Here is an 18,815-nt window from a genome sequence, read left to right on the forward strand (position 1 = left end):
CGGGTGCACCCCGGTGGGGACTTCTCGCGCCGTTCCCCGCGCCCCTGGAATGCGCACGTGCGTGCGCCATTTCATCGGCGCGCTTAACGCTCCCCCTGGGGCAGCGGCGAAGCCGCAAGCCCCAGGGGCGCGGGGAACTGCGCGACCAGCCCCCACCGGTCCGCGGAGGAGGTACCTCCTCAGGGGCGCGGGGAACTGCGCGAGAAGTCCCCACCGGGCCGCAGCGGCAATAGGACCCCCGACCCCGTTGGCACCGGCCCGGGGGAACCGAACGCACCCCCGAAACGTGTTCAAGGGAAGGGCCCGCAAACAAGATCGAGTCAATGGCTGTGCGGATGTCCGTCGCGGCAGCGATACTTGCGGCCGACGTACGACTCCATGGGGGAGGGTCGAGTGACATACCCGCCGAACGGGAGCGCGGCGCCGCCGGGACATCCCGCCGCGCCCGCGAAGCCGAACGTGCCGCCGCAGCAGACGCGGGGTGCGGTACACGGCATGCCCGCTTCCGCACCGGCACCCGCACCCGCGCGCCGCACCGCCTGGGCGGAGGGCATGGACCGGCTGCGGTCGGCGGCCACCACGGAGCCGGGACGGCTGCGCATCATCGGCGCCCTGCTGGCCCTGCTCGTCGTCGCGTTCGGCGCGACGACGTCCTGGCAGATGACGGACCGCTCGGCCGCCGCGGACGACGTGCTGCACTCCAGCCAGCCGCTGAGCGCCGACGCCGCCGACATCTACCGCTCGCTCGCCGACGCGAACACCGCGGCGTCCAGCGGCTTCCTGGCCGGCGGGCAGGAGCCCGCCGCCATGCGCGACCGGTACGAGAAGGACATCCGTACCGCCGCCGCCAAGCTCGTGACGGCCGCGGCCAGCACCGACCCGGGCACGTCATCGGCGAAGACGATCGCGAAGCTCAACACGCTGCTGCCGCAGTACAAGGGCCTCATCGAGCGGGCCCGCGCCAACAACCGGCAGGGCTTCCCGCTGGGCGGCGCCTACCTGCGGTACGCGAACGAGAAGATGCAGACCGAGATGCTCCCCGAAGCGGAGAATCTCTACACGAACGAGAACGAGCGGCTGCGTGACGACTACGACGCGGCGACCCCGTACCCGTGGATCGCGATCGCGGTCGGCGTGCTCGCCGTCGCCGCCCTGGTCTGGGCGCAGCGCCGCAACTACCGCCGCACGAACCGGGTGTTCAACCACGGGCTGCTCGCCGCCACCGCCGCCTCCGTCGTCGTCCTGCTCTGGCTGGTCGTGGGGCACACGGTCGCGCGCAGCGGACTCAACTCCTCCTACGACGGCGGCGTACGGTCACTGAACGTGCTGCACGACGCGAGCATCGCGTCCCTGAAGGCGCGGGGCAACGAGAATCTGACGCTGGTCAGCCGCGGCGCCGAGACGACGACCGTCAAGGGCGTGACCAAGGACAAGTACGACGTCGACTTCCAGAAGCAGATGAATCTGCTGGCCGACAAGTTGACGGCGGCGGACAAGCTGGCGGCCGACGACCGCGCGGGCCGTACGCCCGTGACCGGCGCGAACGACAGCATGAAGGAGTGGCTCGCCCGCCACACGGACGCCCGCGAGCAGGACGACGCCGGTAACTACCAGGGCGCCCTCGACAAGATCATCGGTTCGAAGCAGGACAAGCCGACGGGTGAGTGCTTCGATCTGGTGGACCAGAATCTCGACAAGGCGCTCGCGCACGAGCAGCGTCAGTTCAGCACCGACGCGGGTGACGGGCTCGACGCGATGACCGGACTGCCGGTCGGCGCCGCACTGTTGGCGGTGCTCGCCGCCGCCGGCGCGGTGCTCGGCATCGGGCGCCGGCTTTCGGAGTACCGGTGAGAGGGGGTGCGGCGATGGATGAGCGAGGTACCGGCAAGGTGAGTCTGCGCGGCTGGGGCGGCGTGGCGGCGATGGCGGTCGCCTGCGCCCTGACGGTGGTGTTCGCCCTGCTGCTCCCCCTGACGCAGCGCGGCGGCAGCGGTGGCGACGGGAGCACGGGTGTCGGTCCTGGCGGCGTGGCCGCCGGTGTGCAGGCCAGGGCGGAGTCCTGCGACCCGGAGGTGAAGGGCAAGGAGCCGGAGCGCAGCGTGAGCCGGTCCGGCAGCGCCGACGGCGGCGCCGTGCAGGACATCAAGGACCGCGGCTATGTGTCGGTCGGCGTCGACCAGAACAGCTACCGGTGGGGTTACCGCGACCCCAACAGCTCGGACGAGTCCAGCGAGTTGGAGGGCTTCGACATCGATCTCGCCCATGAGATCGCGAAGGAGATCCTCGGCAGCCCGGACAAGATCCGCTTCAAGGCCATCCCCACGAACCAGCGCATCCCCGCGATCCAGCGCGGCGACGTCGACATGGTGGTGCGCACGATGACCATCAGCTGCGACCGCCTCAAGGACGTCGACTTCTCCACCGCGTACTTCCAGACGGGCCAGCAGGTGCTCGCCCCGAAGACCTCCGACATCAAGGGCTTCGACAAGACGCTCGGCGGCAAGCGGGTCTGTTCCGCGGCGGGTTCGACGGCCGAGGGCGCCCTGGAGCAGGGCAAGAAGGACGGCCGCATCCCGGCCGGCACGGACATCTCCACGACGGTGCCGAACCAGTTGGACTGCCTGGTCCGCCTGCAGCTCGGCGAGGTCGACGCGGTGGTCACCGACGGTGCGCTCGCGGCGAGCCAGGCCGCCCAGGACCCGACGGTGGAGCTCAAGGGCGAGCCGTTCACCAAGGAGTACTACGGCGTCGCCATGAAGAAGGGTTCGGACGACCTGGTACGCCGGGTCAACCAGGTCCTGGAGGACTACCGCAAGCCCGGCGGCGGCTGGCAGAAGTCGTACGACGACTGGCTGAAGGCCGCGCTCGGCACATCGGAGGGGCCGCCGGCACCCAAGTACAAGTAGCGCCATGTACAACTATGGCCATGTACAAGTAGCGGCGGTTTCCGCCCGGTTGCGGGATTTCGGTGGGGGGACTTCGATGGATGCGAGAGGTGATCGATGGGCGTCACGGGGCCCCCTGGTCCGGTGATGGACCGGGACGAGGTGGACCGTGCCCTGGCCCGGCTCGGCGCCGAGCACGAGGCGATCGAGACGTCGCTGCTCGCGCTCCAGGACCATGCCGGACGGCGCCTGCTGGAAGGCGCCGAGCTGACCGGGGCGACCCGGGACCGCTGGGCGGCGGCCGAGCAGGCGATCACGCTGCTGTGGTCGTACTTCGACGCGTACGCGGACGCGCTGCGCACCGCGCGCGAGGTCCGGTCCCGGCGCAAGTGGCCGAACCGGGACGACCTCGTCCAGCTGACGGAGGTGCTGCGCGGTGAGGCCGTCACGGTCGCCTCGCCCGCGGGGGCCGGAGCGCCGTCGCCGTCGATCACCGGCCCGGCGAAGCTGTCCGAGCACTTCACGCTGGCCGCGCTCGTCGAGCGGATGAACCACCTGTACGCGTCGTCCCTCGACATGGTCGTGGCCGCCGACGCGGTGTGGTCGGCGCTGCCCGCCCGCATCGACATGCTCTCCGCCGAGCTGGGCCGCACCCGCAAGCTCGCGCACTCCGTGGGCGTACGCCCCGGGGAGCATCCGGCCGGCGACGACCTGGAGCGGATCACGGGCTCGCTGACCCGGCTGCGCGCACAGGTGGTGTCGGACCCGCTCACGTACTGGCAGAAGGCACAAGGGAGTTCGGCCCCGGGCGGCGGGCGGCCCGACACGACGGCGTACGACCGGCAGGCACGCGCCCTCGAAGAGGTGCGGCGCGAGATCGAGGCCGTACTGACGGTGCGGCAGGACGCGGAGGCGCGGCTCGCCCGGCTGCGGGACGTGCTCTCGCGCGCGGACCGTACGCTCGCCGAGGCGAGATCGGCCCGCGGCGAGGTCCTCGCGAAGATCGCCGCGTCGGAGGTGCCCGCGGTGTCCGGACCGCCGATCGCCCTCCAGGAGCAGCTGGCGACGGCTGCCGACTACCGCAGGCACGCCCAGTGGCACCGGCTCTCGCCCCTCCTGGAATCGCTGGAGACGAAGGCCGAGGACGAACTGCTGCGCGCCCGCGAGTCGTTGACGGCGGTGACCGCTCCCCTGGCCGTCCGTGCGGAGCTGCGCGGACGGCTCGACGCGTACAAGGCGAAGGTCTCGCGCCTCGGGTTCGCGGAGGATCGGTTCCTCGTGGAGCGGTACGACGCGGCGCGGCGCATGCTGTGGAGCGCGCCCTGCGATCTGCGGGTGGCGGAGGAGACGGTGCAGCGCTATCAGCGGGCGGTCGCCGAAGTGTTGTCGGCGGGCGGGCCCGAGCGGGCCGCGCCCACCGACCGGAGGGGGGAGTCGTAGGCATGGCCGAGGAGCACACATGCAGGCGACCCGGTTGCACGGGGTCGTACGAGGACATCGCGGGTGAGCTGTACTGCGACCTGTGCGGGATGAAGCCGGACGGCGCGGCGGTGGGCGTCCCCGCACAGAGCGCCCCGGCGTCGCGGACCTGTCAGCGGCCCGGTTGCGGGGGTTCCTACGAGGACGTCGGCAACGGGGAGCTGTACTGCGACACGTGCGGGCTCGCCCCGGTGGTGTCGCCGGCCGGCCTCGTGTCGTCGCCGCCCACCGGGGTCGCGGGCCGCGGTTCGCGCGGTTCGCAGAGCTCGGCGTCGAGTTCGCGGGCGTCGTCGCGGGCCTCGGCCCGGTCCTCGCAGTCGCGCCGGTCGGTGTCGGGGCGGCTCTCCCGTTCCCTGTCGGGGAGCGCGACGTCCCGCTCGGTGTCGGTGCGCAGTTCCGGCTCGGCGGCGAGCAGTTCGGGGCGGGCCCGGCTCGGCGCGGGTCTGGTGCGCGTCCCGGACGTGCCGCGGCCCGACCCGCGCGTGATGGTGCAGGACAACCCCGAGGTGCCCGAGCGGAAGCGTTTCTGCTCGCGCTCGGACTGCGGCGCCCCGGTGGGGCGGGCGCGCGGCGACCGGCCGGGCCGCACGGAAGGGTTCTGCACGAAGTGCGGGCACCCGTACTCGTTCGTGCCCAAGCTGGGCACAGGCGACGTCGTGCACGGCCAGTACGAGGTCGTGGGCTGCCTGGCGCACGGCGGTCTCGGCTGGGTCTACCTCGCCATCGACCGCGCCGTGTCCGACCGCTGGGTGGTCCTGAAGGGGCTGCTCGACACCGGGGACCAGGACGCGATGGCGGCGGCCATATCGGAGCGGCGCTTCCTCGCGGAGATCGAGCACTCCAACATCGTCCGCATCTACAACTTCGTCGAGCACCTCGACCAGCGCACCGGCTCCATGGACGGCTACATCGTCATGGAGTACGTCGGCGGCAAGTCGCTCAAGGAGATCGCGAACGAGCGGCGCGCCCCGGACGGCAAGCGCGACCCGCTACCGGTGGAGCAGGCCTGCGCGTTCGGTATCGAGGCGCTCGAAGCCCTCGGCCACCTGCACAGCCGCAACCTGCTGTACTGCGACTTCAAGGTCGACAACGCGATCCAGACCGAGGACCAGCTCAAGCTCATCGACATGGGCGCGGTCCGGCGGATGGACGACGACGAGTCCGCCATCTACGGCACGGTGGGCTACCAGTCGCCCGAGGTCGCCGAGGTCGGCCCGTCCGTCGCGTCCGACCTGTACACGGTCGCCCGCACCCTCGCCGTGCTGACCTTCGACTTCCAGGGCTACACGAATGTGTTCGTGGACTCCCTGCCCGACCCCGACACCATCGAGGTCTTCCGCCGCTACGAGTCGTTCTACCGGCTTCTCGTGCGCGCCACCGATCCGGACCCGGCCCGCCGGTTCGCCTCCGCGCAGGAGATGACCGAGCAGCTGACGGGGGTGCTGCGCGAGGTCGTGGCGCTGCAGACGAACCGGCCGCGGCCCGCCCTGTCGACACTGTTCGGGCCCGAAGTGAAGGTCACCGACACGGAGTTGTTCGGGCGCTTCGTGGGCGAGGTGTCGCACCTCGGGTCCCGCGTGGTTCCCGTGCGCGTACGCCAGAAGGCGGCCGCGCTCGCCGCCCCGCCGGTGCCCGCCCTGCCGCCGTCGCCCTCCTCGCTCGTCAAGCGGCTCCAGGCACCGACCACGGCGCTGGCGCTGCCGGTGCCGCGGGTGGACCCGGGCGACCCGAACGCCGGGTTCCTCGCGGGCCTGATGGCGTCCGCGCCCGCCGAGCTGATCTCGGCGCTGCACGCGGCGCCCACCGGCTCCCTCGAGCTGCGCCTGCGCGAACTGCGGGCCCGCCTGGAAATGGGCGAACTGGACGCCGCGGTACGGGGCCTGACGGCGCTGGAGGCCGACCATCCGGATGACTGGCGGGTGGTCTGGTACCGGGGAATCGCGGCGCTCGCGACCGGCGACCACGAGCGCGCGGCGCTGTCGTTCGACGCGATCTACGACGCGTTCCCCGGCGAGCCCGCGCCGAAGCTCGCGCTCGGTGTGTGCGCGGAGGTGCTGGGTCAGTTGGACAACGCGGCGGAGTACTACCGCCTGGTGTGGGCCACCGACCCGAGCTATGTGAGCGCCGCCTTCGGGCTCGCCCGGGTGCAGCTCGCGGCCGGCGACCGGGGCGGCGCGGTGCGCACCCTGGAATCGGTGCCGGAGTCGTCGATCCACTACACGGCGGCCCGCGTCGCCTCGGTACGGGCGCGGCTGCGGGGACGTATGACCGAGGGGGTCAACGGCGACCCTTTGCTGAACGACCTGACCGCCGCGGCAGGACAGGTCGAGGCCCTCGACTCGTTCGGCCTCGACGCGGTCCGGCGCGAGCAGTTGTCCACCGAGGTCCTCGGCACCGCGCTGGACTGGGTACTCTCCGGTAGGCAGGGTTCCGGTCAGCCGCAGGGCCCCGGGCGCACGGTGGTGCTGGGCAACGATCTGGACGAGCGCGGCCTGCGCCTCGGCCTGGAGCGCTCGTACCGGACACTGGCCAGGCTCGCTCAGCGGGGCGAGGAGAGGATCGAACTGGTGGAGCGGGCCAACCGCTACCGCCCCCGGACGTGGGTGTGAGTTGATGTCGCAGACGCACCAGCCGACCGCTATGTCGGTGTGCCCCAGTTGCGAGGAGCCGCTCGACGACGGCGACCGCTTCTGCGGGGCCTGTGGGTACGACCTGTCGTCGGAGCCGGCCACCGCCTCCCCGGAGGCGACCGCCGAGCAGGCCGCCGAAGTGGACTGGCCGGACGCCCCCGAGCTGACCGGCTCGGGCACGCCCGCGCCGGTCCATCTGGCGACCGATCTGGCGGGCACGGACTCCGGCGGGGGCGAACTGCCCGCCGCCGTCCGGTTCGACGACCCTCCGGACGGTGACTTCGAGCTCGCCGCGCCCGATCCGCGGACGGCCTCGCCCGAGGAGCTGGAGGCCGCGACACCGGCCTCCGGCACCAAGCTGTGCGTGGCCTGCCGCGCCGGGCAGGTCGACGCGGACGGCTACTGCGAGAACTGCGGGCACGCCCAGCCGCGCGAACGCGACCACATGGAGCAGGAGTTGGGCGCGGTCGCGGCCGTAAGCGACCGGGGCCTTCGCCACCATCGCAACGAGGACGCGTTCGCGATCTCCTCGGCCGCGCTGCCCGACGGCTTCCCCGCCGTCGTCGCCGTCGTCTGCGACGGGGTGTCGTCGGCGACCCGCCCCGATGACGCGTCGCTGGCCGCGACCCGCGCCGCCAACGAGGCGCTGCACGAGTCGCTCCCCCGCGGCACGCACCCGCAGCAGGCCATGCACGAGGCGATCGTGGCGGCGGCCGAGTCGGTCAACGCCCTGGCCCAGGAGCCCGAGACGGCCCGCGAGCACCAGCCGCATCAGAACGCGCCGGCCTGCACCTTCGTCGGCTCGGTCATCACGCGCGAGCTGCTGATCGTCGGCTGGGTCGGCGACTCGCGCGCCTACTGGGTGCCCGACGACCGCACGGCGCCCGCGGCCCGGCTCACCGAGGACGACTCGTGGGCCGCGCAGATGGTGGCCGCGGGACTGATGAACGAGGCGGAGGCGTACGCCGACGAGCGGGCCCACGCGATCACCGGCTGGCTCGGCGCCGACGCGTACGAACTGGAGCCGCACACGGCTTCCTTCAAGCCGGACCGGCCTGGTGTGGTGGTGGTGTGCACCGACGGCCTGTGGAACTACGCGGAAGGCGCGGAGGAGATGGCGCGGATCGTTCCCGCCGATGCCGCGCTGCGTCCGCTGCACAGCGCCCAGGTGCTCGTCGGACACGCGCTCGACGGCGGGGGCCACGACAACGTAACAGTGGCGGTGCTGCCGTTCCCGGTCGCACAGCAGGGGGCAGGATCGGCCTAGACCGGACGATGTCGTCCGGCTCGTCCGGCTCGTGTCGAACGTCACAGTGGGTCTTGTTCAGGGGGGACTTGTCACCATGGCCAACTTCTCGAAGTCGAACGTCCCGCAGTTCTCGGTCGAGGTCTATCAGAACGAGTTCCTGCCCGAGGGCGGCCGCGAGGTCAACGCGATCGTCACCGTGACCTCCACCGGCGGCGGCACCGTCGGCACCGCCGCGGGCGCCCCGTACCCGTACGGCGCGGGCGGCGGCACGGACGCCGCGGTGGTGCTGATGGTGGACTGCTCCGGCTCGATGGACTACCCGCCGACCAAGATGCGGGGCGCCCGGGACGCCTCGGGCGCGGCGATCGACGCGCTGCGCGACGGGGTGCACTTCGCGGTGATCGCGGGCACGCACGTCGCCAAAGAGGTCTATCCGGGCGCCGGGCGGCTCGCCGTCGCCTCGCCGAGCACCCGGGAGCAGGCCCGGCAGGCGCTGCGCAAACTCTCCGCGGGCGGCGGCACCGCGATCGGCACCTGGCTGCGCCTGGCCGACCGCCTCCTCGCCGCCGCCGACGTACCCTCCTCGGCGGTGCGCCACGGCATCCTGCTCACCGACGGACGCAACGAGCACGAGTCCCCGGAGGATCTGCGGACGACGCTGGACGCCTGCGCGGGCCGCTTCACCTGCGACGCCCGCGGCGTCGGCACGGACTGGGAGGTGAAGGAGGTCACGGCGGTCGCCTCGGCGCTGCTCGGCACCGCCGACATCGTCGCCGACCCGGCGCACCTGGCGTCCGACTTCACCCTGATGATGGAGACGGCGATGGGCAAGGAGGTCGCCGACGTCGCCCTGCGGCTGTGGACCCCGCTCGGCTCCGAGATCAAGTTCGTGAAGCAAGTGGCGCCCACCGTCGGGGAGTTGACCGAACGCCGCACCGAGGCAGGGCCCCGTGCGGGCGACTACCCGACGGGCTCGTGGGGCGACGAGTCCCGCGACTACCACGTGTGCGTCCAGGTCCCGAACGCCGACCTCGGCCAGGAGATGCTCGCCGCCCGCGTCTCCCTGGTGATCCCGCAGCCGGACGGCTCGGCGCAGACCCTCTCGCAGGGGCTCGTCCGCGCGGTGTGGACGGACGACATGGCAGCCTCTACGTCGATCAACCCGCAGGTCGCGCACTACACGGGCCAGGCCGAACTGGCCCAGGTCATCCAGCAGGGCCTGGACGCGCGCAAGGCGGGCGACGCGGACGGGGCGACCGCGAAACTGGGCCGTGCGGTGCAGCTCGCGGCGCTTTCCGGGAACGCCGATACGGCGAAACTGCTTTCGAAGGTGGTGGACGTGGTCGATGCCGCGGAAGGTACTGTTCGATTGAAGGCGAAGGTCGCGGAGGCCGACGAGATGACTCTCGAGACCCGGTCCACCAAGACGGTTCGCGTGAAGAAGTAACAGCAGTAGCGGCAGTAACAGCAGTAGCAGACGCAGAAGCAGTACCAACAGCTCAGATTGACGTACGAGTACGTACGAAGGAGAGGGGGAAGCGCCGACATGCCGACCTGCCCGAACGGACACCAGTCGGGTTCCGACGACTGGTGCGAGGTCTGCGGTCACCGCATGACCGGTGCCGTGCCCCCGCCCCCTCCGCCGCCCCCGGCCGCCGGTTACGGCTACCCCGGGCCTGCCGCGTCGCAGATGTCGGGAGGCCTGGGCGGAGCGCCCGAGCTGTGCCCGCAGTGCCGTACGCCGCGTGAGGGCGGTGCCCCGTTCTGCGAGGAGTGCCGCTGGAACTTCCTCACGAACACCGCGACGTCGTACACCCCGGCGGCCCCGAACCCGCCGCTGCCCAATACGGGCGGTCCTGGTGGCCCCGGTGGTCCGCAGGGGCAGAACCCGGCGCCGCAGCGCTTCCAGCAGCAGCCGCCGCAGGGCCGCGACCCGTACGAGTACCAGGGCTCGCGCCCCTCGCAGATGAACCGGCCCGCCGAGCCGATCCCGCCGAGTCCCTTCGGCGGTGAGCCCTCGGGCCCGTCGCCGTTCCCGCCGGGGCCGAACGGGACGGGGGGCGGCGTCCCCCAGGCGTTCCAGCAGCAGCCGCAGGCGCCCGCGCCGACCCAGCCGGGTCCGCCCTCGCCGCCGCCGTACCCGGACTTCGCCCGCCCCCAGTCCCCGCAGGGGCCCCCGCCTCCGCCGCCTGCCCCGACGCACCCCTCGAACCCCTCGCAGCCGTCGTTCGGCGGAGGCCCCGGCGGGACGAACGGGGACGACTGGGTGATCTCGCCACCGTCGTCGTCATCACCGTCGGCGACCGCGCCGCCCTACCAGCAGCAGCCGCCTCAGCAGCAGCAGTACACGCAGCAACCCCAGCAGCCGCAGCAGCCGCAGGGCCCCGTGAGCTGGTCGGCGACGATCGGTCCCGACCGCGAGTACTTCATGGCGATGATGCACCGCAGCGGTCCCGAGGCGTCGGGCCTGAACCTGCCCGCGTACTCGCCGGAGCAGCGGCGTCAGCTCGTCGGCAACCAGATCACGATCGGCCGCCGCCGCCACTCGACCGGTGACACCCCCGACGTCGACCTGTCGGTGCCGCCGGAGGACCCGGGCGTCTCGCACTCGCACGCGGTGCTGGTGCAGCAGCCGGACGGCACGTGGGCGGTCGTCGACCAGAACTCGACGAACGGCACGACCGTCAACGGCGGCGAAGAACCGATCCAGCCGTTCGTCCCGGTCCCGCTGCAGGATGGTGACCGGGTGCATGTGGGGGCCTGGACCACGATCACGATCCACCGGGGTTGAGCCCCCACGGCCGTACGCCCGTCCGCGGGCCGGCGGGGGCTGGCACTACACACCTCTCAAAGCCCACACATACGGCCCCTCCGGATCATCCAGCCACGCCCACTCCTGTCCCCCGGACACCGTCACCCCGAACCGTTCCCGCGCCGGCCGCTCCTCCCGCTGCCACAACGCCATCGCCTCGTGCGGATCCATCGCGCCGGCGGTAAGCGTGAGCAGGAACCGGAAGAGTTCGTCCTGGAGCACCCGCCGCGGCAGCCCCCCGATGTGCTGCACGGGCGCAGCCCCTTCGGTGTCGCCGCGCAGCGCGACGAAGTACGCCGGGGTGTGCAGGAACCGCCCCTCGGCGTACGCCGCGTCCCGCACGGTCAGCATCAGCAGCCCGGTCGACAGCGGCGCGAGGATCCGGGCCCCGGGACGGCACTGCGCGAGCCAGGCCACGGGCACCGAGCGCAGCGCGCACGTCGCCATGATCCGGTCGTAGGGGGCCCGCTCCGGACATCCGCGCGCCCCGTCCCCGGTGACGACGGCCGGCCGGTACCCGGCGGCGGTGAGGTGCGACCGTGCCGCTTCGGTGATCTCGGGGTCGAGGTCGACGGTCGTGACGCGTTCGTCGCCGAGCCGGTGCGCGAGCAGCGCCGCGTTGTAGCCGGTGCCCGCGCCGATCTCCAGGACCCGGTCCCCGTCGCGTACGTCCAGGTCGACCAGCATCTGGGCCATCAGGGACGGCTGGCTGCTGGAGGAGATCAGCTCGCCGTCGCGCAGCCGGGTCGCCAGCGGCTGGTCCGCGTAGGCGCCGCGCAGCCAGCGCTGTCGCCGCTCGGGGTCGGGATGCTCGCCCCACAGCCGTTCGTAGCCGCCGGTGACGCCGACGAAGTAGTACGGCACGAAAAGGTGGCGCGGTACGTGCGCGAACGCCTCGCGCCACTGCGCGTCCGCGTAGTTTTCGTCCCACGCACCGCTCTCCGCGATCTCCCGTACGAGCGCGGCCCGCGCCCGTGCGGCGAGCAGTTCAAGGTCACCGGGTCCTTCGACGTGCTCTGCGGCCATATGTCCACTGTGCTGCGCGGACGCCGGATCGGCGAGCCCCTCGTCACGACCGGCAGGGTCCTGAGTCCCAAGTCCTAGGTCACCCTGTCTGAGACCATGGAGGCGTGACTGAGATCCCGCGCGACACGCTTCAGGAGCAGACGTTCTACGAGCAGGTGGGCGGCGAGGAGACCTTCCGCCGCCTCGTGCACCGCTTCTACGTGGGCGTCGCACAGGACCCGCTGCTGCGTCCCATGTACCCGGAGGAGGACCTGGGCCCCGCCGAGGAGCGGTTCGCCCTGTTCCTCATGCAGTACTGGGGCGGCCCGCGCACGTACAGCGACAACCGGGGCCATCCGCGCCTGCGGATGCGGCACGCCCCGTTCCAGGTGAACCGGGCGGCGCACGACGCGTGGCTGAAGCACATGCGGGACGCGGTGGACGAGCTCGGGCTCTCCGACGAGCACGAGCGGACGCTGTGGAACTACCTGACGTACGCGGCCGCGTCGATGGTGAACACGGAGGGCTGACGCCCGCCGGGACACCGCTCAACGGGCACCCCGCCCCGGTATCCGGTCCAGACCTCTTCCCCAACCCCTGCCTCTTCTGACAACATCCGGACAGACTTTCGGGGGCGTTGGGCGTGGCAGGGGAATGCGGGGGCGGCAGAGGTGTGGGGTTTTGTCCTCCTACGTGTGCGGGCGCATCGCCTGTTGCTGACCGCGGCGGTGCTCGCCGTGCTGCTGACGACATCGGTGCTCGCCATGCTCAGCGCGTTCTCCGGGGCGATCGGCGACGCCTCGCTGCGGCACGCGCTGCGCACCCGGGACGCGGCGACGACCGCGCTCGTGGTCCGCGCCGACGTACCGGCCGAGGGGCGGGAAGCAGCCATCGCCGCCCTCGACAAGGGCGCGCGGCACACCTTCGACGGGCTGCCCGTACGCCGTGAGTCACTGATCGCGTCCGGCCCGTACGGCCTGCCGCACACCCCGCGCGGCAAGCAGCCGGACCTGACGAGGTTCGCGGCGATCGAGCCCTCGGAGGTGAAGGTCACCGCGGGCCGGCTGCCCCGGGCGCCGCACGGCCCGGTGATCGAGGCGGCGCTCCCGGTGGTCGCCGCGCAGCAGTTGAAGCTGAAGCCGGGCGACCGCCTCACGCTCGCCGACCGGCTCGGCGGCCCCGCGGTCACCGTCGAGCTGACCGGCGTCTGGCGCCCGGCGCGCCCGCAGGCCCCGTACTGGACACTCGACGAGCTGGGCGGGCGCGGGGTGCGCAAGCTGAGCTTCACGACGTACGGGCCGCTGCTCGCGGACCCGTCGGTGGTGACGGGCGGCAAGGTCAGCGACGGGCAGTCGGCGTGGCTGGCGTCCGCGGACTTCCGGACCATGACCGCAGGACGGATCGACGCGCTGCGTGACGCCGCCCGCGCCGGCACCCAGGAACTCCTGCACAGCAAGGCCCTCGCGGGCACGACCGCGGTCGGCACCGCACTGCCCGACGTGCTCGACCGGGCGGAGCGGGCACTGCTCGTGGCACGCTCGACGCTGCTGATCGTGGCGCTGCAACTGGTGCTGCTCGCCGGATACACGCTGCTCCTCGTGGCGCGGCTGCTGAGCGCCGAACGGGCCGGTGAGACCTGGACGCTCCGGGCCCGCGGCGGCTCCCGCGCCCGGATCACCGGGCTCGCGGCGGCCGAGTCGCTGCTCCTCGCGCTGCCCGCCGCGGTGTGCGCGCCACTGCTCGCGGCTCCGCTGACCCGGCTCGTCGCCGCGCAAGGCGCCCTGTCGCGGATCGGGCTGCGACTCGATATCGACGCGGGCGGCGCGGCGTGGCTGACCGGCGGGGTCGTCGCGGTGGGCTGCGCGCTCGCGGTGACGGTACCCACGCTGACCTCGCAGGCACCGGCGCGCGGCCGGGCCAGGGCGCTGCCCGCGCCGCTACGGGTCGGGGCGGATGTGGGGCTGCTCGTCATCGCCGGTGTCGCGTACTGGCAGCTGGACCGGCAGACGGAGGGTGCGGGCGCGATCAGCACCGACCGCGGGGGCCGCCTCGGCATCGACCCGCTCCTGGTGGTGGCCCCGGCGCTCGCGCTGCTCGCCGGCACCGTGCTGACGCTGCGGCTGCTGCCGCCGGTGGCGAGGCTCGCGGAGCGGTGGGCGGCAGGCGGGCGCGGGCTGCCCGCGGCGCTGGCGGGCTGGCAGTTCAGCCGTCGCCCGATGCGCGGCGCCGGTCCTGTGCTGCTGCTCGTACTGGCCGTCGCCATGGGCATGTTGGCGATCGGGCAGGGCGCTTCGTGGGACCGCTCGCAGGAGGACCAGGCCGACTTCCGCTCCGGCGCGCCGGTCCGCGTCCTCGCGACGGAGCCCGGCATGGACCAGGTCGCGCGGTACGCGCAGGTGCCCGGGGTGCGCGACGCGGCACCCGGCTACCGGCAGTCGGTGCCGCTCAGCGGCGGCCGGACGGCCACGGTGCTCGCGCTCGACACCGCGCACATCAAGGACGACCTCCTGCTGCGCGACGACCTCACGGACTCCTCACCACGGCAGGTCGTCGCATCGGTCACGCCGAAGTCGAAGGCGGCCCCGGGCATCCGGCTTCCCGCGCACGCCGCACGCGCCGAATTCGCGTTGCGTGCCACGAACGTGGACGGCACGGGCAGTATCGGCCCCGACGAGATCACCACCGTCTCCGTGACGCTCCAGGACCGGTACGGGCTCACGTACCGGCTGGGGCTCGGCGATCTCCCGCTGGACGGCAGGGGCCACCGCCTCGGCCTGGACCTGGGCGCGGCGGCCGGCCCGCTCACCGTGACGGGACTCGACTTCGAGACGGATCTGCGCGTCGGCAAGGGCGCGCGGCACCGCATCGCCCTGGAGAGTGTCGGCGCGACCGAACAGGGCGGCGCCGAGCGGAAGTTGGAGCACAAGGACGTGCGGTGGGTCACGTCGATGGTGGGACACGGCACCGAGTCGGGGGGCGCCGACGCCGCGCCGACCGCGCCGGAGATCACCTCGTCCCGGCCGGACGGAACGGTGGCGGTGGTGTACGGCACCGGGTTCGTGCCGCCGGATACCGGTTACGGCGCCCCGTCCAGCCTGGACATCCGCCTCGACGTCACCCGCCCCGAGGTCAAGGAGATCGCCGCGGTCGCCACCGACCGCTATCTCACGTCGTCGGGTGCGCGGGTCGGGCAGCGCATCGACGTGGAAGTGGCCAACGCGACCGTGCGGGTGCGCATCGTGGGCAGCGTCCGGGCGTTGCCGACCACGGGCCCCGAGGCCGGCGCGACCGCGACGGGCCAGAACTCCGACTCCGACAGCGCCGGCCCCGGCGGCTCCGGTTCCGCCGGGACGAAGGACGGCGGCGCGCTCCTGCTCGACCTGCGTGACCTCAACCGGGTCCTCACCGGTGACGGCACCGACCCGGACAGCACCACCGACCCGGTCGCCCCGAACGAGTGGTGGCTGTCCACCGCCCCGGGCGCCGACGCGAGGGTGGCGGCGGCGCTGCGGGACCGCCCCGACACGGACCCGTCGCAGGTCGTGGTGCGCGCGGAGACCGGCGACCAGTTGCGCGACGACCCGCTCGGCGCGGGCCCCCAGTCGGCGCTGGCCGCGGCGGCCCTCGTCGCGGCCCTCCTTGCGGCGGTCGGCTTCGCGGTGAACACGGCGGGGTCGCTGCGCGAGCGGCGCTCCGAGTTCGCGATCCTGGGCGCGCTCGGCGCCTCGCGCCGCCGCCTCGCCCGGCTCGTCGCCGCCGAGCAGTCCGTTCTCGTGACGCTGGCGCTTCTCGTGGGGGCCGGGCTCGGCACGTTCCTGACCCGGGCGGTGGTGCCGTTGATCGTGCTGACCGGCGACGCGACCCGGCCCGTACCCGACGTGCTCGTCCGACTCCCCCTGCATCAGGTGGCGTTGCTTCTCGCGGGCGTGGCCGTCACGCCCGTACTCATCACGGCGGCTCTCGCACTGCGCAGGCCGCCGCGCGCCGCCATCACGCTGCGCATCCAGGGAGGCGAGTGAGATGGCCGCTGCGACGAAGGCCGTGGCGCCCTGGGTGCGCACCCGGCTGCGGGCCGCGCCGGGGGCGGCGGCCGCGCTGTTCCTGCTGGTGCTGCTCACCTCGTGCCTGGCCGCCGTGTTCCCACGGGCCGTGGACCGCTACGAGGACAAGGGGCTCCGGCAGGCCGTCACCGAAGAGGCGCCGAGCCGGATGATCCTGGACGTCACCTCGACCGGCGTCGAACTCCCGCTCGGCACGCGGGACATGAGCCTCACGGACACCTTCACGGAGGCCGCCTACCGGAAGATCGCCGCGTCTCTGCGGGAGCCGTTCGTCGCGGATCCGCGCGAGTCGTCGTACGGGCTGCGCACCCTGGCGGAGGGGTTGCCCGCCAGGTGGGACGACTGGCTGCCCCAACCGGACGGGTTGCCCGCGCAGTTCACGATGTACGCGCAGCACGGGCTCGCCGAGCACGCGAAAGTGACGGCGGGCAGGATGCCCGGCGCCGCCTACACGGACACCCGGGTGGAGGCCGCCGTGACCCGGGCGACCGCGCGCGCCCTGCACATCGAACCCGGCTCTGTCATTCGCATATCAAGGACCGACGCGCGGCTGATCTCCGTACACATCACGGGAGTTGTCGACCCCGAGAACCCCTCGGGCGCGTACTGGTCGGCCACACCACTGCTGCGGACACCCACCCTGCACAGCTCCGCGGACGTACCGCCCTTGCACTCGTGGTCCGGTGCCCTGCTGCTGAACCCGGCCGCCGCACCCGCGCTCATCCTGACGGGGCCGGTCGAGCAGTACTGGCAGATGGCCCCGGACACCTCGGCGTTCACGGCCCGCCGCCTACCGGACCTCAAGGCGGGGCTGGCGTACACCTCGGACGGGCCCGGGCTGCGGAAAGTACGGCAGGCGACGGGCAACACGTCCACGGACGTCTCCAGCGGGCTCGACGACGTGATCACCCGTTTCGAAGGGGCGCGCTCCAGCATCACCCCCGTGGTGTCGGTCGCCGCATACGGCGCGGGGACCGTCGCCTGCGTCGTACTGCTCATGGCGGGCGGCCTCGCCGCGGACCGGCGGCGCACCGAACTCGCCCTGCTGCGCGCACGCGGCGGTTCGCTGCGCGGCATCGGCGGGCGGCTGCTCGCCGAGACGGCCGTGCTCGCCGCTCCGGCCGGTGCGCTCGGCTGCCTGCTCGCGCTCACGCTCGTGCCGGGCGGCCGCTGGGCGCAGGCCGCGTGCGCGGCCGGCGCCGTGGTGGTCGTGGCGTGCGCCGCGCTCCCGGTGCGCGCGCTGGCCGCCCACCGCCGGGCACGGCTGCACGGCGCCCGCGACGACGTGGCCACGGCCCGCCCGTCCGCCCGCCGCACGGTCATCGAACTGACCGTCCTGGTACTGGCCGTCGGCGCCGTCGTGGCGCTGCGCCGCCGCGGCGCCACGGACGGCGGCGACAGTCTCGTCGCGCTCGCACCCGTGCTCGTCGGCGTGGTGGCCGCGTTCGTCCTCGTACGCGTCTATCCGCTGCCCCTGCGCCGCCTCGTGGGGCCCACCGGGCGGCTGCGCGGCGCCGTCGGCCATCTGTCGCTCGCCCGCGCCGCGCGGGCCAGGGCGGGCGCGAGCACGACCGTACTGCCGCTGCTCGCGCTGCTCACGGCGCTGACGACGGCGGCGTTCGGCGGCAGCGTCCTCGCCGGGATCGACAGCACCCGCGACCACGCGGCGCTCCTCGCGACCGGCGCGGACGCCCGCGTCGACGGCGACGGGCCACTGCCTGCCGCGCTCGTCTCCCGGATCCGCGAGACGCCCGGCGTCGACACCGTCGTCCCCGCCACGATCCACGAGGACGCCGAGGTCAGGGACGGCACCCGCCGGCTGCCGCTCGCCGCGGTCGACCCGGCCGCGTACGCGCGCCTGGCCCGCCAGACCGGACTCGGGGCTTTCCCCGCGGGCGAGTTGAAGCCGACGGCGGCCGACGGCACGATCCCCGCCCTGGTCTCGCCGTCCATGGCCGCACTGTTCGCGGGCGGCCGCCTGGACCTGTGGATGAACGGCGAGAACGTGGCACTGCGGGCGGCGACCGTCCGCACCACGACGCCCGCCCTCTCCGAGGACTTCCTGATCGTCGACGCCGCGGCACTCGCCCGCGCGACCGGCGCCCCGAACCGCCCCACGACGCTGCTGCTCGGCGGGGCCGCCATCGATGCGGACGCCCTGCACAAGGCGGCGGGCCCGGACCGGACCGTGCGCGTGCGCGCCGTCGAACGCGCCCGCTACGTCGACACCCCGCTGCAGACCGGCGCCACCGGCATCTACGTCGCGGCAGTCACCGCGGGCGCGGGCTTCGCGGCCCTGGCCCTGCTCCTCGCCCTGGCCACGGCCGCCCCGGAACGTCTCGCGCTCCTGGCCCGGCTGCGCACCATGGGCCTCACCCGCCGCCAGGCCCGCCGCCTGCTGATCCTGGAGGCGCTGCCGCAGGCCCTGCTCGCCGCGGCGGGCGGCGCCCTGACCGGCTGGGCCGCGGTCCGCCTCCTCTCCCCCGGCCTCGACCTCACCGGCCTGGCCCTGGCCGACGCGGCGGGCGGCGCGACGGCCCACCTGACCACCGATCCGCTGTCGCTGGTACTGCCCGCGGTGTGTGTGGTGGTGCTCGCGGTGGGGGTGGCCTCGCTGCAGGCGTGGTGGGCCGGACGGCTGGGCTCCGTACGGGAGTTGAGAGCGGGTGAGGTGACGTGAAGCACGAATCCGAG

General features: G+C 73.3%; 11 protein-coding genes. 10 read left to right on the forward strand and 1 reads right to left on the reverse strand.

Annotated features, from left to right (window positions below; genetic code table 11):
• The first annotated feature begins 393 nt into the window (after window positions 1-393).
• The 7 genes from ACIREE_RS32005 to ACIREE_RS32035 all read left to right on the forward strand — a co-directional run bounded on the left by ACIREE_RS32005 (window position 394) and on the right by ACIREE_RS32035 (window position 11,034).
• Window positions 394-1,851: a hypothetical protein gene (locus ACIREE_RS32005; protein ID WP_404159956.1), complete on the forward strand. Its 1,458-nt coding sequence runs from the start codon at window positions 394-396 to the stop codon at window positions 1,849-1,851.
• A gap of 14 nt (window positions 1,852-1,865) precedes the next feature.
• Window positions 1,866-2,906, forward strand: a complete 1,041-nt coding sequence (locus ACIREE_RS32010; protein ID WP_404159959.1) for a glutamate ABC transporter substrate-binding protein — start codon at window positions 1,866-1,868, stop codon at window positions 2,904-2,906.
• Between the two features lie 96 nt (window positions 2,907-3,002).
• Window positions 3,003-4,325, forward strand: a complete 1,323-nt coding sequence (locus ACIREE_RS32015; RefSeq protein ID WP_404159961.1) for a hypothetical protein — start codon at window positions 3,003-3,005, stop codon at window positions 4,323-4,325.
• An 89-nt stretch (window positions 4,326-4,414) separates the two neighbouring features.
• Window positions 4,415-6,973 (forward strand): tetratricopeptide repeat protein, encoded by a 2,559-nt coding sequence (locus tag ACIREE_RS32020; protein WP_404160325.1) that lies wholly within the window; start codon window positions 4,415-4,417, stop codon window positions 6,971-6,973.
• A 1-nt stretch (window position 6,974) separates the two neighbouring features.
• A complete protein-coding gene (locus ACIREE_RS32025) occupies window positions 6,975-8,261 on the forward strand; it encodes a protein phosphatase 2C domain-containing protein (protein WP_404159963.1) in 1,287 nt (428 codons plus the stop codon).
• A gap of 76 nt (window positions 8,262-8,337) precedes the next feature.
• Window positions 8,338-9,690, forward strand: a complete 1,353-nt coding sequence (locus ACIREE_RS32030) for a VWA domain-containing protein (RefSeq protein WP_404159966.1) — start codon at window positions 8,338-8,340, stop codon at window positions 9,688-9,690.
• A 99-nt stretch (window positions 9,691-9,789) separates the two neighbouring features.
• Window positions 9,790-11,034 (forward strand): FHA domain-containing protein, encoded by a 1,245-nt coding sequence (locus tag ACIREE_RS32035; protein ID WP_404159969.1) that lies wholly within the window; start codon window positions 9,790-9,792, stop codon window positions 11,032-11,034.
• A 45-nt stretch (window positions 11,035-11,079) separates the two neighbouring features.
• Here the strand turns inward: ACIREE_RS32035 and ACIREE_RS32040 are convergent, their stop codons facing one another.
• Window positions 11,080-12,081 carry a methyltransferase domain-containing protein gene (locus ACIREE_RS32040; protein WP_404159972.1) on the reverse strand — a complete coding sequence of 334 codons (1,002 nt, stop codon included), beginning with the start codon at window positions 12,079-12,081 and terminating at the stop codon, window positions 11,080-11,082.
• 104 nt (window positions 12,082-12,185) lie between these two features.
• On the opposite strand from ACIREE_RS32040, the gene ACIREE_RS32045 reads away from it, so the two are divergent.
• The 3 genes from ACIREE_RS32045 to ACIREE_RS32055 all read left to right on the forward strand — a co-directional run bounded on the left by ACIREE_RS32045 (window position 12,186) and on the right by ACIREE_RS32055 (window position 18,801).
• The gene (locus tag ACIREE_RS32045) at window positions 12,186-12,590 is read left to right on the forward strand and encodes a globin (protein ID WP_404159975.1); all 405 of its coding nucleotides are present in this window, start codon (window positions 12,186-12,188) and stop codon (window positions 12,588-12,590) included.
• A gap of 165 nt (window positions 12,591-12,755) precedes the next feature.
• Window positions 12,756-16,079 (forward strand): FtsX-like permease family protein, encoded by a 3,324-nt coding sequence (locus ACIREE_RS32050; protein WP_404159978.1) that lies wholly within the window; start codon window positions 12,756-12,758, stop codon window positions 16,077-16,079.
• A 1-nt stretch (window position 16,080) separates the two neighbouring features.
• Entirely contained in the window at window positions 16,081-18,801 is a 2,721-nt protein-coding gene (locus ACIREE_RS32055) for an FtsX-like permease family protein (protein ID WP_404159981.1), read from the forward strand.
• The last annotated feature ends 14 nt before the right edge of the window (window positions 18,802-18,815 follow it).

This window comes from Streptomyces sp. NPDC102467 (assembly GCF_044765445.1).
Taxonomy (GTDB): Bacteria; Actinomycetota; Actinomycetes; order Streptomycetales; family Streptomycetaceae; genus Streptomyces.

Excerpts from the sequence above, each read along its gene's own strand:
- ACIREE_RS32055 (WP_404159981.1), top strand. The coding sequence starts at position 16,081 with ATGGCCGCTGCGACGAAGGCCGTGGCGCCCTGGGTGCGCACCCGGCTG.
- ACIREE_RS32030 (WP_404159966.1), top strand. The coding sequence starts at position 8,338 with ATGGCCAACTTCTCGAAGTCGAACGTCCCGCAGTTCTCGGTCGAGGTC.
- ACIREE_RS32035 (WP_404159969.1), top strand. The coding sequence starts at position 9,790 with ATGCCGACCTGCCCGAACGGACACCAGTCGGGTTCCGACGACTGGTGC.
- ACIREE_RS32015 (WP_404159961.1), top strand. The coding sequence starts at position 3,003 with ATGGGCGTCACGGGGCCCCCTGGTCCGGTGATGGACCGGGACGAGGTG.
- ACIREE_RS32010 (WP_404159959.1), top strand. The coding sequence starts at position 1,866 with ATGGATGAGCGAGGTACCGGCAAGGTGAGTCTGCGCGGCTGGGGCGGC.
- ACIREE_RS32040 (WP_404159972.1), bottom strand. The coding sequence starts at position 12,081 with ATGGCCGCAGAGCACGTCGAAGGACCCGGTGACCTTGAACTGCTCGCC.
- ACIREE_RS32020 (WP_404160325.1), top strand. The coding sequence starts at position 4,415 with ATGAAGCCGGACGGCGCGGCGGTGGGCGTCCCCGCACAGAGCGCCCCG.